The sequence below is a fragment of the Paraclostridium bifermentans genome (assembly GCF_019916025.1).
Taxonomy (GTDB): Bacteria; Bacillota; Clostridia; order Peptostreptococcales; family Peptostreptococcaceae; genus Paraclostridium; species Paraclostridium bifermentans.
Genome location: NZ_CP079739.1, coordinates 23,890 through 38,094 on the forward strand (window position 1 = coordinate 23,890; position 14,205 = coordinate 38,094).

The 14,205-nt window shown below is 26.2% G+C and carries 18 protein-coding genes; 12 read left to right on the top strand and 6 right to left on the bottom strand.

What is annotated here, in order from left to right:
• Nucleotides 1–263: 263 nt before the first annotated feature.
• The 3 genes from KXZ80_RS17095 to KXZ80_RS17105 all read right to left on the bottom strand — a co-directional run bounded on the left by KXZ80_RS17095 (nucleotide 264) and on the right by KXZ80_RS17105 (nucleotide 2,763).
• The gene (locus KXZ80_RS17095; protein ID WP_021434479.1) at nucleotides 264–860 is read right to left on the bottom strand and encodes a hypothetical protein; all 597 of its coding nucleotides are present in this window, start codon (nucleotides 858–860) and stop codon (nucleotides 264–266) included.
• A 20-nt stretch (nucleotides 861–880) separates the two neighbouring features.
• Nucleotides 881–1,453, bottom strand: coding sequence for a hypothetical protein (locus KXZ80_RS17100; protein WP_021430672.1), 573 nt, complete (start codon nucleotides 1,451–1,453; stop codon nucleotides 881–883).
• A 248-nt stretch (nucleotides 1,454–1,701) separates the two neighbouring features.
• The gene (locus tag KXZ80_RS17105; protein WP_021434477.1) at nucleotides 1,702–2,763 is read right to left on the bottom strand and encodes a replication initiation protein; all 1,062 of its coding nucleotides are present in this window, start codon (nucleotides 2,761–2,763) and stop codon (nucleotides 1,702–1,704) included.
• Nucleotides 2,764–3,229: 466 nt separating this feature from the next.
• On the opposite strand from KXZ80_RS17105, the gene KXZ80_RS17110 reads away from it, so the two are divergent.
• Nucleotides 3,230–4,243 (top strand): replication initiator protein A, encoded by a 1,014-nt coding sequence (locus KXZ80_RS17110; RefSeq protein ID WP_021434487.1) that lies wholly within the window; start codon nucleotides 3,230–3,232, stop codon nucleotides 4,241–4,243.
• A 62-nt stretch (nucleotides 4,244–4,305) separates the two neighbouring features.
• On the opposite strand, the gene KXZ80_RS17115 is transcribed toward KXZ80_RS17110, so the two are convergent.
• Nucleotides 4,306–4,665, bottom strand: coding sequence for a helix-turn-helix domain-containing protein (locus tag KXZ80_RS17115; protein WP_021434440.1), 360 nt, complete (start codon nucleotides 4,663–4,665; stop codon nucleotides 4,306–4,308).
• A gap of 23 nt (nucleotides 4,666–4,688) precedes the next feature.
• Nucleotides 4,689–5,117, bottom strand: coding sequence for a helix-turn-helix domain-containing protein (locus KXZ80_RS17120; protein ID WP_021434444.1), 429 nt, complete (start codon nucleotides 5,115–5,117; stop codon nucleotides 4,689–4,691).
• 469 nt (nucleotides 5,118–5,586) lie between these two features.
• On the opposite strand from KXZ80_RS17120, the gene KXZ80_RS17125 reads away from it, so the two are divergent.
• The 3 genes from KXZ80_RS17125 to KXZ80_RS17135 all read left to right on the top strand — a co-directional run bounded on the left by KXZ80_RS17125 (nucleotide 5,587) and on the right by KXZ80_RS17135 (nucleotide 6,661).
• Nucleotides 5,587–5,784, top strand: a complete 198-nt coding sequence (locus tag KXZ80_RS17125) for a helix-turn-helix transcriptional regulator (RefSeq protein WP_021434428.1) — start codon at nucleotides 5,587–5,589, stop codon at nucleotides 5,782–5,784.
• A gap of 204 nt (nucleotides 5,785–5,988) precedes the next feature.
• Nucleotides 5,989–6,375, top strand: coding sequence for a hypothetical protein (locus KXZ80_RS17130; RefSeq protein WP_038286162.1), 387 nt, complete (start codon nucleotides 5,989–5,991; stop codon nucleotides 6,373–6,375).
• Nucleotides 6,376–6,442: 67 nt separating this feature from the next.
• Nucleotides 6,443–6,661 (top strand): hypothetical protein, encoded by a 219-nt coding sequence (locus KXZ80_RS17135; protein ID WP_021434437.1) that lies wholly within the window; start codon nucleotides 6,443–6,445, stop codon nucleotides 6,659–6,661.
• Nucleotides 6,662–6,670: 9 nt separating this feature from the next.
• Here KXZ80_RS17135 and KXZ80_RS17140 read toward each other — a convergent pair whose 3' ends face one another.
• Entirely contained in the window at nucleotides 6,671–6,832 is a 162-nt protein-coding gene (locus KXZ80_RS17140; RefSeq protein WP_021430679.1) for a ribbon-helix-helix domain-containing protein, read from the bottom strand.
• Between the two features lie 150 nt (nucleotides 6,833–6,982).
• On the opposite strand from KXZ80_RS17140, the gene KXZ80_RS17145 reads away from it, so the two are divergent.
• The 8 genes from KXZ80_RS17145 to KXZ80_RS17180 all read left to right on the top strand — a co-directional run bounded on the left by KXZ80_RS17145 (nucleotide 6,983) and on the right by KXZ80_RS17180 (nucleotide 14,196).
• Nucleotides 6,983–7,705, top strand: a complete 723-nt coding sequence (locus KXZ80_RS17145; protein ID WP_021434480.1) for a hypothetical protein — start codon at nucleotides 6,983–6,985, stop codon at nucleotides 7,703–7,705.
• 80 nt (nucleotides 7,706–7,785) lie between these two features.
• Nucleotides 7,786–10,137 (top strand): thioester domain-containing protein, encoded by a 2,352-nt coding sequence (locus tag KXZ80_RS17150; protein WP_021434431.1) that lies wholly within the window; start codon nucleotides 7,786–7,788, stop codon nucleotides 10,135–10,137.
• A gap of 36 nt (nucleotides 10,138–10,173) precedes the next feature.
• Complete coding sequence (locus KXZ80_RS17155; protein WP_021434453.1) at nucleotides 10,174–10,686, top strand: hypothetical protein; 513 nt, start codon at nucleotides 10,174–10,176, stop codon at nucleotides 10,684–10,686.
• A gap of 32 nt (nucleotides 10,687–10,718) precedes the next feature.
• Entirely contained in the window at nucleotides 10,719–10,880 is a 162-nt protein-coding gene (locus KXZ80_RS17160; RefSeq protein WP_021434458.1) for a hypothetical protein, read from the top strand.
• Between the two features lie 127 nt (nucleotides 10,881–11,007).
• Complete coding sequence (locus KXZ80_RS17165; protein ID WP_052011397.1) at nucleotides 11,008–11,397, top strand: hypothetical protein; 390 nt, start codon at nucleotides 11,008–11,010, stop codon at nucleotides 11,395–11,397.
• A gap of 27 nt (nucleotides 11,398–11,424) precedes the next feature.
• On the top strand, nucleotides 11,425–12,645 hold the full coding sequence (locus KXZ80_RS17170; RefSeq protein WP_021434427.1) for a CpaF/VirB11 family protein: 1,221 nt from the start codon (nucleotides 11,425–11,427) through the stop codon (nucleotides 12,643–12,645).
• Between the two features lie 13 nt (nucleotides 12,646–12,658).
• Entirely contained in the window at nucleotides 12,659–13,471 is an 813-nt protein-coding gene (locus KXZ80_RS17175) for a hypothetical protein (protein ID WP_021434470.1), read from the top strand.
• 2 nt (nucleotides 13,472–13,473) lie between these two features.
• Complete coding sequence (locus KXZ80_RS17180; protein ID WP_021434481.1) at nucleotides 13,474–14,196, top strand: hypothetical protein; 723 nt, start codon at nucleotides 13,474–13,476, stop codon at nucleotides 14,194–14,196.
• Nucleotides 14,197–14,205: the final 9 nt, after the last annotated feature.

A 14,205-nucleotide genomic window follows, 5' to 3' on the forward strand; every position in this document is an offset into this window, starting at 1 on the left:
TTATTATAATAATAATTGTTATTTTTTAATATATGTTTAAAACTATTGAAAATATCTGCATATAATAATATAATCTACTTATAATTTATTAAAAGTTTGAAGTTCTCTCAAACTTTTATCTTTTGCAAAAAAGTCTAGGTATTAATACCTAGACTTTTTAAATTTCATATAAACTTTTAAAGAGTGATCTTCTCATGTTAACTTTAAATCTGTAAATAAAAAAGTACCTCTGTCATGCAAATGCAGAAGTACTTTCAACTATATTAATTTAATTCATACTCTAATATATCATCAAACTTAGATACAATTTTTTTTATGCTATTTAAATCTATACGGTAAAAACGCATATAATAAAATCTCTTTGTATATGATGTAAAATTTTTAATTTTTAATTCTAAATTTTCATCTGAATTAGTTTTAATGCTTAATACTGCTAAATCTAAAACTACAGTAAAATTTTCTTCTATGTTTTTTTTAGAGTATACATATTCTGATACTTTATCATTAAGAACTCTTTCTACTTTTTCTTGAATCTTTGTAATAATTACTCCTTTTACATACTCTACCTCTGACCTTTCTAACTTATCTTCAATATCGTTTGTGTATATTTCAACGTCTTTTAAAGACCAAATTACATCATCTAAATATTGATTATTTCTAATTACCCTAAACCCTTTTGAGATTTCAAATATTATATATGAAATATTGAAAATTAATGAAATTACAGCGACCACATAAATAATAAAACCTAAATCGCTTTGATAAGGTAAAAATAATATAAATAAAAGTGGTACTATACCGATAAGACAATTACAAATATTTTTTTTATTTAAAATCCTATGATTAAAATTTATTTTCATAAAAAACTCCCTCTATATAACTATTTATCATACTTACTTATATACTCTTCTAATGCCATACTAATAAGGTCTTGCTTGCTATACTGCTTATACTTATTACAAAAGCTATTCCAAGCATCTAAAGATTCACTATGTAATTTTATAGTAGTTGGTTTAATATCCTCTTTAAACTCTCTTATAGTTATTCCCTCCTGTTGTATTACCTCAATTACTTCTGTATTACCATTGTAATAACCTTGCTTATATGCCTGTACCATATCTTTTATATCATCTTCTATAGACATCATTTTATTTTTAAATTCAATTAATTCATACCATTCCCTCTCAAAATCATTAGGTATTACTAAAGTACTACCTTGACCTTGTGTACTCGGTTCTAACCCTCTTACAATCTCTTTACTATGTAATTTATCATTAAGTATGACTTCGGTAATACTATCGTCATTTGATACATATTTTCTTAATTTCTGATTATACTTATAACCATTTTCTTTCATAATCTTTTGTAATCTCTTTTCGCCAATTCCTAAATCTTCTCTTATCCTGATCACTGTCTGACCTTCATTTAATTTGTCATTTAAATATGTAATCATATCAGCTATATTTAACTTTAAAAATTCATCTTTAGTAATAACAATCCCCTCCTATAGTTAAAGTATCTAATATATAAATTACTTAAATATTACCAAAGTAATTCATATATGTAAATTACCTTAGTAATACTTAAGTATAATTAATAAGAAAAATATCAAATACTAAATAACTCAAAATAAAAGTACCAAAGTGAGAAAAGTATTTGTTCTTTTTACAAATACGACGCAACGCGGTAGCCCCATATTTTCTACCAAAACATATCAAGTTCTTGCTTATGTTTCAATTCTTCTTCATATTCTTTCTCATATTCCTTAATCTTATTTTCTAAAGTCCCTTTAAAAAACTTGTATGAATTAGCTTTTATATTTTCTACTTCATCCCTTTCAAATGTTATCATAATTGCATCATCAAAGGCTTCTGAATAATGTTTCTCTTTAAAGTTATATTTAGCAAAATCTTTTTTAAATGACCTTAAAGTCCCTTTAGTAAATACAGTTTCATCTGGTATATAAAATTCTATATTTTCTAATAGTTTAGTTTCTGCATTGGTTTCATCTAAATTTTTATCATTAGGTTGTATTATTTCTTTTACTACATTTTTATCAAAATACTGTCTTTTATCTAAATCTTTCACATGAAAATCTATAGATTCTATGGATCTTCCCTTTCTAACTTCTTCAAACGTAATTTCAAAATAACCTGTAGAATTTAATTCATCTATAGCAGGTATTAAAACTCTTTTTTTGAAATCAGCATATACCTTGTATTTGTTTTCTATAAGCAAAATTCTTTTTATATAATCTAATTTGTAGTTTATAACTTCCTTAGTTCCTGTCCAAGCTCTTAATATATCATAAAACCTTTGTGCATATGTGTTTTTAAGATTCATCCAAACTACTAAATTTATCGGAGTATATCCTTCTTCTAAATATTTATGTAACAGTCTATGAACATCTGCATCTGCCGTTATTGTAAAAGTATCTTTTTTATCGTTATATGAAGATTTATCTATAAATCCAGCAACTATATAATCTCGACTTCCATCCTGTTTGTTTTTTACTAAAAATAATTCTTTTTGTCTTAAATCTGATAAAATTTTATTAAGTCCTTTTATGGTTCTATCATTTTGTTTTAATACAAGTTTGCTTAATTCTTCTCTGCTAATCTCAACTACTAACCTATCTTTATCTGTGCATTTTTGGAATTTGTATAATAAATATACAAAAACTTTATTATGTATTAATTTTGTTTCATATTTAGAATTAACTAAATCATTATGTTTCATTAAAATTTTAGTACTATCTGTCATAATTTTTCACCTCAATTGAATTATAGCAGTAGTTTTTAACATGGTCAATATTTATTTTTTGTCCATATTAAAGTACCCATCTGTCCATGTTAAAGTACCCATTTGTCCATATTAAAGTACCCATCTGTCCATATTAAAGTACCTGTTTGTCCATATTAAAGTACCCATCTGTCCATATTAAAGTACCCATTTGTCCATGTTCAACCTCTGTATCCAAGTTATTCCAATATATCCAAGCCGTCTAAATACTATTAAATACTATTAAATACTTTTTAAATACTAAAGTAAAGACTAGAAAAGACTAAAACCTATAATTCTTTACTAATCTTTACTTTTCTATTCAAAATAAATTAAAAAGATATTTCTTAAACATAATAATTTGTAAATTTATCCAAATTATACTACAATAATTTAGAAAATTTGATTTCTAACCAACAAACTTAAAATAATCTAACTGGAGGGTAAAATGGGTTTTAACTACATCACGAAAAAAGATACAACTAAAAACTTATATTATAAAATACCTAAACAGCTTATGTTAGAACATAAATACAAAAAAATGAAGGATTCAGCAAAAATCTTATACTCAATTTTGTATGAAAGAACTAACTTATCCATAAGCAAAAATTGGTTTGATAGTAAAAATAGGGCATATATAATTTGTACTTATGATGAAATTCAAATATTATTTGGGTGTTCAAGGGATAAAGTTTCTAAGTGCCTTAAAGAACTTGAAAGATATAATCTTTTGAAAAGAGATAAAATTAAATCTGAAGATGGGAATTTAGTTAATGTGCTATACATAGCTCATGTAGATACTTCATCAGAAACGTTAGATCAGCTTTTAGATAATCATAAATACCATTATCATAAGCTGAGAAATAAAAATAGGGAATATAAAAGGGCTTATGATAAAGAAAGAGGTAATTTATCGAAGTTCAAAAAACAGACTACCATTGGAATTACTTGTTTTAAAAAATATAAATTAGTTAAACCTAGTAATTTCAACAGTAGTCTGATTTTCAGACTACCAGTAGTTCAAAAAACAGACTATAGTAATACTGATTTTAATAATACTAATATTATTAGTATGTATGTAAGTAATGAAAAATTAAAAAATAAAATTTTTATAGACAGATATAAAGAATTTTTAAAACCATCACTATACGCTGAAAAAGTTTTACCTCTTTTACAAACAAAAATTCAATTTGATTTGTTTGACAAGGTTCTTGTAGATACAATCAATAATCCTAAAATAAAATATAAAGAAAATTATATAATTGCTAAATTAAATAAACTGATTCATGCTAACATATTAACATTAGATAAATATTTACAAGAGGTAAGTGTTTATAATTATAATCACTTTGAATCTAAAGAAGTCCAAAATCCTATGTTAAAACTTTCTGATGATGCAGTTAGAGAAAGGTATTTATTAGATCAGTGTATAAGCAAAGAACTTTTAACAAAAAAAATGTAGAAATTTGACAAAAAGGGTTTAGTATATTTAGTACCATCCGTATACTAACCCTTAGATATTAATTATTTTTTTAAAAAATCATCTTGGGTATATCCAAAATACTCATCAATTGAATTAAATATTTCTCTTTTTGCTTCATCTAGTTTTTGATTAATATCGTTAAACTGTCTATCTATTAAAACCTTCAATTCGATTGGGTTTTTAGGAACAGATGTAATGTTTCCAAATGTTAACTCATCCATGCTACAGTTAAATGCACGAGAAATTTCAACTAAAGTATGATAGCTTGGTTCGATTAAACCTTTTTCATACTTAGATATACTTTGCTTTGAAACATTTATGTGAGAACTTAACTCATCCATAGTCACGCCATGCATTTCTCTTAATTTTGTTAAATTACTTGCAAAATTACTTTTTTTCAAATTATCCACCAACTTTTACTAATTTATTTATCGTTCTTATTTTTTGTTTTTGAATTAATAATATTTACTATTATATTTATTTGGCTTAATTTATCATTGATTTCTTCAGAATATTGTTCGAGAAGGCTTTTTTTATCAAAGAGATATTTTAGAAGTTCCTTATCACTAATTAAATTATCAATGTCACTTATAGTATCAATTTCTTTGAGTTTACCTATATCAATTGGTGTTCCATGGAAAATCAACTCGTCTATTGAACATTCAAAATATAAAGCTAATTTAACTATACTTTCAAATTCTGGCAATCTATTGCCATTTTCATAGTGCGTTAATGTAGCTCTTGATAGTCCGATATCATCAGCTAGTTTTTTCTTGGATATATTCCTGTTCTTTCTTAGATATTTAAGATTATTAGCAAAATTATCACGAAAGTTAAGATTAAATTCATTCATAGTAGTGTATCCTTTCTTAGTTAAATTTCTAATTTTTACAACTAATTAATAAAATGAAAACAAAAGTGAATTAAAATTAAATATAAAATGTTTACAAATATATACATATATGTTATAATAATCTTATTAAGTTACAAAAATATTATAATTGTTAAAACTAGAAATAGATGTATTAAATTATTAGAATAAAATATTCTAAAATTATTATACTCATAAAACAAGAAAGATTAAATAAAACAAATGAATAAAACAAAAAACGACATTTTATTATCAAAAATGTTGACATTTGTAAATTACTTTGTTATCATCAAAATGCAATAATTTGGAATTAAATTCTAGTTAATGTAAGTGTATTTTTAAAATTACAAAGACTAAAACTATATGAATATAATTCAAATATAATATTGCTAATAGTATAAAAAACTAAATAAATGTAAAAAAATTTTGTGATTTATAATAAGGAAATAGTATGAAAAATTTAAAATTATTAAGAGAAAATAAAGGCTATTCAAAATCACAAGTTTCTAAATATCTAGGAGTTACACCTGAAACCGTAGGATATATTGAAAAAGTAAACAGGGTTAAATATAAATATGCTATTATTTTAGCTGACTTATATTCAATTCCACTTGAGGTGTTATATGATATATGTGAAGTACGAATTTAGAAAATGTCACAGAATAGTGTAATTTGTATAGGTGTAAGTATTTATAGAAAATGTCACAAAATAAAGAAATTTGCATAAGTGTAAGTATTTATAGAAATGTCGCATGTTAAAGTGTAGGCATTTTTTTTATTGCAAAAAAAGCGATTTAAGGATTAGCATCTTTAGGGATTGACTTCATTTGTATTAAAAATTTATGGGGAGTTGATGATAGTGTTGGTTAATGTAGTAGTAAATAAAAAAAAATTATCACGAAAAGAAAAATTACAAAAAATAGGTGAATATTATGAACAAGGTTATACTTCTAAACAGATAGCTAGTATATTAGAAACTACAGATTGTTCTATAAGGCAAACTATATGTAGGAATTTTAGGCATCTTAAAGAAGTTCACGAAAGTAACAAAAAGCTTAATCACGAAAGCAGAATTTTAATAGAAAAAAGATATAAAAAATTTATAAGTGATAGTGCATTACTAAAACAAAATAGACAAAGTTATAATTACGATAAAAATTATAATTTAGTCTTTAATGAAAATGAAAGAAGAGGAGCAATACCAAATGGTTTACCAAGTAAATATATGAGAACCAATTAGTTTTATTAAAAATAAAATTAAGATGGTTCTTTTATTTTGCAAAAATATTTAAAAGGAGGATTTTGATTTGGGAAAAAATATAAAAAAGTCAGTAGCAAATATAAAAATATCTGATGAAGATTATAAGACAAGAATTTGTTCAGATATAGATGTTAAATTTGCAAAAGGTTTAATGAATTATGCAAAAGAGAATGGTTTTGTAACTAGATCAAATTTAATAAATTACATACTATATAATTGGGCAAATGATTCAGATTTTTACAATTGGATAAATAAAAACAATTAAAAAAGTCTACTATTTTTCTTTAGTAGACTTTAAAAATTGTTCAATTGCCATATCTAGAATTTTAGATATTGGTATTTTGGTTTCAGCAGAATACTCTTTTAGTTGCTTATATAGCTCCTTATCAATTGCTGAACCAATTGGAGTTCTAGTTTTTAAATCTTTTCTAGCCATGTTATCACCTCTGTTATATTATAAAAAATTTATAAACTTATTGCAACTGATATCAACTTATATTATAATATACTTAAGAAGTCAATATAATCATGTAAAAATATGGTAAAATATATAGGGTTGAGTTAAAAACAATAGGAGGGGACAATTATGAAAAGAAAGATAATAGCAGGAAGTATAGCTTTAGCGGTGATATGTGGGGGAAGTGGAATAGCTTATAACAATCACATACAGGCTCAAGAAGCAAAACAAAAAGTAAGTAAAGAAGTTACTAAAGTAAAAAAAGATGAAAAGGTTGATAAAAAAGATGCTAAATTATCAAAAGATGAAAGTAAAGATAAAGAAGCAGCCAAAGGATCAAGCGATTCAAGTAGTGAAAAGAAATCTAACACTTCAACAAGTGATTTAAAAAATGATAAACAAACTACTACTTCAAAAAAAGATGTAAGTAATGATAATGAAAAGAAATCAACAAGTAGTTCAAATAGTAAAAAAGAAACTACTAAAGCATCAAATAATTCAAGTAGTTCAAATAGTAAGAAAGAAACTACTAAAGCATCAAATAATACAAGTAGCTCAAGTAGCAATAAAGAAACTACTAAGCCATCAAGTAGTTCAAGTAGTTCAAGTAGCAATAAGAAACCATCTACATCATCAAATAATACAAGTAATTCAAGTAGTAACAAGAAGCCATCTACACCATCAAATAATACAAGTAGCTCAAGTAGTAATAAAAACCCAGACCATGCTTATACAGGTGGAACAGATTGGGATAAAATAGGAAATGAACTTGAGAATACGGAGTGGACTCACACTGGTTCAGGGGAAATTGAAGAAGGTGGAAATACTTACGATCATTGGGAAGGAAAATAATATATAAAAAAGAGTTATTCAGATTATTAAATTTGGATAACTCTTTTTTATATATTATTAAGAATTTATGGAGGAAGAATATGAAAATATGCAAAAAAATATTTATAGCTTTGTTAGTAATATTATTAAATTTTAATACAGTAATGGCTCTTGAAGGAAGTCCTAAAATTGAATACTTTGGAAAGGTAAAATATAGTTATTATACAGTTGGTAAATTTAAGGTAGATGGACAATGGGCTTTTTGTGTAGACCATGAAAAACCTACTCCTCCAACTGGATCATCTTATAAAGATGGATATATTTATAAGAATGAATCTATAAGAGCTATTTTATATTATGGATTTGATGGAGCAGGTAACGCTATAGGAAATAGTGATGCTTCTTTGGTTGCTACATCATTAGCATTAGATTCAATTATGAATAATAATCATTCATCAGGAAGAAATACAGTACCAGGATATTCAGTACTAATGGAACACGCAAGGAATCAAGATGCTCCAAGTATGGTAGCTGGATTTAGTAAAAATAATGTAGACAGTAATGTATCAGGAAATAAGCAAATATCAGAAACTATAACATTTAATGCAGATTATAGGAACTCTATTAATTTACCTGTAAATTCAGGAACTACTATAGTAGTAGATGGTAATTCATATACAAGTGGAGTTGCAACTATTAAAGGGGGACAATCATTTTATGTAACTGCTCCTTTGGACTATACAAATGATGTAGTTTATGAAAATATTAAACCCAATTTGAAAATTTCTAACCCTATGATATATATGCCAACAAATTCTAATTTACAAAGACTAAGTAAAGATTTAGATAGTGACCCAGCACCTGCACAAAGGTTAAGTATAGACTTTAAGGCGAGAAAAAGAAATGTAACTGTTTTACATAAGGATAGACATGATGGAAGCCTTTTATTACAAGAAAATAATGAACAAGATATAGGCTCAAATTATAGTTATTCTCCTAAAAACCCATTAAATAAAGATGGAAGGACATATATTCCTGAATCAACTAATAGTCAAACAGGAAATATGCCAAATGAGGATTTAACATTTACTTTTTGGTATAACTTACAAAGAAATATAACTGTGCAACATATAGATGCTAGGGATGGATCTTTGATAACACAAGAAACTGAAAAGAAACTTAGAGGGCAAGATTATAGTTATTCACCTAGAACTGATTTGAAAAAAGGAAACTCTACATATAGACCTATTTCAAATGAAGTACAATCAGGTAAGGTTGGAAATGATGATATAACTATTAAATTTTATTATGATGTCCCTTTAATCCAAACAGGATTAAAAAAGATTCAAATATACACTGATTTAGCAAGTAAGGGATTACCCGTAAAAGTAGAACTAGATAAAAAGTTTATATATGACGAATCCGTAGCTGATATGACGAAAGAAAAAGTTAAATTAAGCTTATATGATGGAAATAATGCAGTGGCAACTAAAGAATATACGGCTAAGACATTACCTGAAAAGTTTGATATGAATATTCCTTCAACAAATTTAACTAAGGATTCAAAAAAAGCATACACTCTAAAAATAGAGGGATATAATAAAAATGCAGTAGATGTAATACCAAATGCAGATAGTTTAACTACGGATGGATATTCAGCAAGTCAAAAAACAATTAAGGTAGATTCTTCAAAGGAAAAACAATTAGATTATAAAGCGGTTGTAATGACAGAAAGAGAAGTCGGTAAATCAATGAATGTTTATTATGAAACATTAAATATACCTTTAGAGAAAATAAAAAAGATGCGAACAGGATATGGATTTAAAATGCCTATTGATTTAACTTACACAAATGGGATAGGAGCATCTGACCTAGACTTTAAACTAGCTATGAAAGTTCCTGATAAGCTAGTAGATAAAAGTTACATTGAATATGAAAGTAAAGATAATACATCTACAGTTAACCTAGAGAAAACTCATAACGATTCATCTACTAATAATAATACAACTACATCAAAACAAAAATTTGAACTACAACATGTTAATGTTGAAAAAAGAACAGGACATTTATTTAGTAGTGAACAAGTAAAAAATAAAGATGAAAGAATAAAATATGACTTAATAAGTGGTGATAGAAAATTCTATTTACCAATTTGGGGAAGAATTGGCGATTATAAAGTTAAAGTAGAAAGCACTAAAGAAATTGGAGTTAATAGATTTAATGTAGAGTTAGACTATGATGTAAATGTATATGCACATATGTACGCTCACATGGATTCAGAAACAATTTCTGATGATGCAATAATTTTAGAACCTATTAATGCAGATGACCCATTCCCTAATGGAACACCAAAAGGTTGGTCAAATGAAGATGTAAAAGCATTAAAAGAAATGCTAGGTGAAAAACTTAATAAAGGGAATTTGAGTATGGATAAACTTATTCCTAAAAAGTAATTAGAAAAATTTATATAAAAGAAAGGAATACAGAAATTGACTATAAATAAAATATTATTAGAAAAAAAAAGAAATGATGAAATATTAAAAAAATATAAAAATGTAATTGATAGTAAAGTACATGAAAATATAGTAATGGTTTTAAGTAAAGAAGATGAAGAATATAGCCTATGGGATATATCAAAGAACTACATAGAAGCATTTAAAGACCAAGTAAGAGATAGTTTTTGGATAGACAAAGAATCAGAATTATTGGGAGCGATAATTGGATATATAAAGAAAGTACACAAGGAAAATAGCTCAAAGAGAAATCTTAAAGAAATAGTAAACTTTCTAGTTTATAATGATTTTGTAAACTATGAAAATGCAAATGAGTTATTTAAGGTTAACAATGTGACAGGAGAAGCACTTGAACTTTGGGATAATTACTTAGAATCTACTCAAAGTGAACTTACAAGACAATCCGTAGGAGTAGGGTTAATACACAAAATACAAGTTTTTTTCATGTTAGAAGATATAAGAACTAAAAAAACTGTAATATATTTTTAATAAATTTAATTTTTATTGAAAGGAATATTAGTATGCTAAATGATAAAGAAAAAATTTTAATATGCCATGCAATAGATATGGAGCTTATGAGATTAGTAAAAGAAAGAAGTGCTAGTCAAAATGTTGGGATATTTGATTCAATATACAGAGATCATATAGCTGAAATGAAAAATATAAAGCATAAACTTAAATAAAATAATTAAATTGATGTATTAAAAAAGAGCTTAAAATTAATTTTAAGTTCTTTTTTATTGGAATTTTATTGATATTAACTATACAGTAATTAGTTAAGGCTAGAGAATAAACGGAAGGAGTGATAGGGTGCGAGGTTTTATTTTAACTATGACTATGATATTTATAGCCTTCTACCTAACAGTAACACAAATGTTTATTTCGATGGAAAGCTTTAAAAGAGATTCTATAATTCTTACAATGATTGAGTCTGCAAAGATAGCAAGTATTGTTAATTTAGACGGTAGTGCTAGAGTTGAGGAAAACTATGTAGATATAACAGACGAATCATTTGAAGAGGGATTTGAAAAGCTATTTCATAAAAATTTAAGTATAAAAGTTGATATAAAGGATATCTCATACAAATATTTGAGAGATCAGGAAGGTAAGATTAAAGCTGTAAAAGTTAAAGTTACAGATAGTAATAATGCAGAATATCAAACAGTTTTAAAAGAAAATACAACAGATATAAAAAACTAAATTATTAAGAAAGGATATGAAAAAAGTATGGCATTAGTAAGTGAGAGTATTTTAGATGGTATAAAGAAAGATTTAAAAGAGAACCACACTCAATTATATTTAGATGCTTTCTTAAATATAGAAGCAAGAGAGCTATTAAAAGATGTGTTAAAAGAGCAACATCAGCCACTTTTAAGTGATAATGAAAAACGATTAGAATATGTAATTCAAGAAGTCGTAGGACTTGGAGTAATAGAGGATATTTTAAATAAATATGAATTAGTTACAGATATCTCGTATAATGCAACTGATTTAACGATAGAAACTCCTGAAGAAAAGTTTATTTATGAAGAAAGTGTTGATGAAGATTATATTGTTAAAATTATACAAAAGTTTGCAAATGCAGTAGGAAAAGAGTTTACGCCTAAAAGTCCGATACTAGATGCTTCTTTTAGTAATTTAAGAATAAATGCAGTACATAAAGTCAATTCACCATATGGAACAACAATGTCAATAAGGGTTACAAGACCAATTTTGGCTTTAAATGAAGAAAACTTTGAAAACTTTGCTCCAATGTATATATTGGATTTATTTCAAGCAATGATTGAAGTTGGAAGTAAGATAGCCATATCAGGTGAAACTGGGACTGGTAAAACGGAGTTGCAAAAACTATTAGTTGGATTTATTCCTTGGGATCAAAAAATAGTTACAGGTGAAGATACATTGGAAGGTCATTTTAAGACCTTATATCCTGATAAAGATATAATGAGTTGGCTTACTACAAATAGTGTATCTTTTACTGATTTGATTAAAGCCGCACTAAGAAATAACCCAGCTTGGATTATTATATCAGAGGCAAGAGGAAAAGAAGCATATGAAATGATTCAATCTGTATTATCAGGTCATAGAATCATAACAACATTACATTCAGTAAATGCGAGAGCAATACCTTCAAGACTTATTCATATGGCAAAACAAGGTTATACAGTCGATGAAAAAGCACTTAGAGAGGATATTTATAGATATTTCGATTTTGGGGTTCACATAAAAAAGAAAACAATCAACGGCAAAACTGTTAGATATCTTTCAGAAATAGTTGAGTTCTTAGACGGAGAAGAAACAAATACCGTATTTGAAACGAAAGTTAAAGGTAATGTGTTTATACCACAAATAGGAGTACTTAGTGATGATTTCAAAGATAAATTAATTGAATTTGATTTAGATTATGAAGGCTTGCCAAATGATGATTTTGTAGAAAATATAATATAAGGAGGGAGAATGAGTGTTTTTTAAAAAGAAAAAAATATTAAGCATAGATGAATTAAATGCTTACAGGGTAGCTTATGGAAAGCCAATTGAGAAAAAAGAATTATTTATATCACTTGGAGTTCCTTTTGCAGTAGCATTTTTCTATATATTTATTTTATTTTACTATTGGTGGTTAGGGCTTATAGCAGGGGTTGTAGCTATGGGATATGCTTATGCCTTTATTGTACCCCAACAAGTAAAAAGGGTTTATGAAGATAATGCTTTTCGTGAAAAGAATAATTTTGTAAATAATATGACACAAATTTTAACTAATAATGATAAAACAGTATTGCAAGCATTAAAGACAGTTACAGATAGATCTCATGGAGAATTTAAAGAAGATTTATTAAAATTACAGGCTAATATAGTTGGTGGTAATAATCAAGATATTCAAAACTCTTTCCAATGTCTATCAGAAAAATATGAAAGTGATGTAATATTTTCTTTATATGTAGAGCAATTAACTACTCTTGTAATTGAAGGTAGAAATAATATAGAAACATTAAAAGATATTAAGACGTATCATAATGAAATTAAAAAAAGACAAGAAAAATTCTTTATTCAAAAGCAACAAAAGGAACGAGATTTTAAGTTTATGTGTAAAGTAGGAGTTATTTTCATTGGAGCTATAAGTTTTTCATTTGGATTTAAACAGTTTATAGACGGATATGCCCATAATCCTATTGGATGGATAGTTAGTTCAGTTTATTTGCTAATGTTAGCCAAAATTTATAATACATTCTTACAAAGAATGGGTGACGATAGTATTATGGAGGTGAAAATCTAAATATGGAAATAATAGAAGAGCGTAAAACAATATGGCATAAATTAGCAGAAAAAGATTTATATAAAATGTTTAAAGAGCTAAGCTATACCGATGAAATGTTTATTAAATTCCAAAAAAATAGATTTAAGAAATGTTTTTTATTTTTACTAACTGGCTTAATATTAGGATTTATAGATATAAAGCTAATCTTAATAGGAGTTATTTTAGCACTGTTTCAATGGACTAGCCTATATAAAAAAGCAAAAAGTTTTTATAATAATTCAATCTTTAAAAAACAATTAACATTTTCTAAATTTACAAGAATGTTAATACCTTATTTATTGCAATCTAATGCTACTCTATATAATGTTTTTAATAAAATGGTAGATAGACTAGAGGATGGTCATGTAAAAGATTCTTTAAAAAAACTAATAATCGAAATGAATGATAACCCAAATTCAGAAGAACCGTTTAAAGAATTTGCTTTAAGTGCATCAGGAACAGACCAAGCAGTTTTATTTATGACAACTCTTTATGATTATCAACAAAATACTTTTGATAGCTCTGTTGTCACAGAGCTTGGGAAAATGGCTAGTGAACAACTATTTAATGGAGTAGATGAAATCATAAGTTTTAAGCTAAGAAAATTTGATATGTTTCCCACTAAAATAACAATGCTTTGTTTACTAATTACTATGGGTTATCTACTAGCCATATTGGTTTATTTAGCTAAAGCAAATTTATAGTTTTATAAT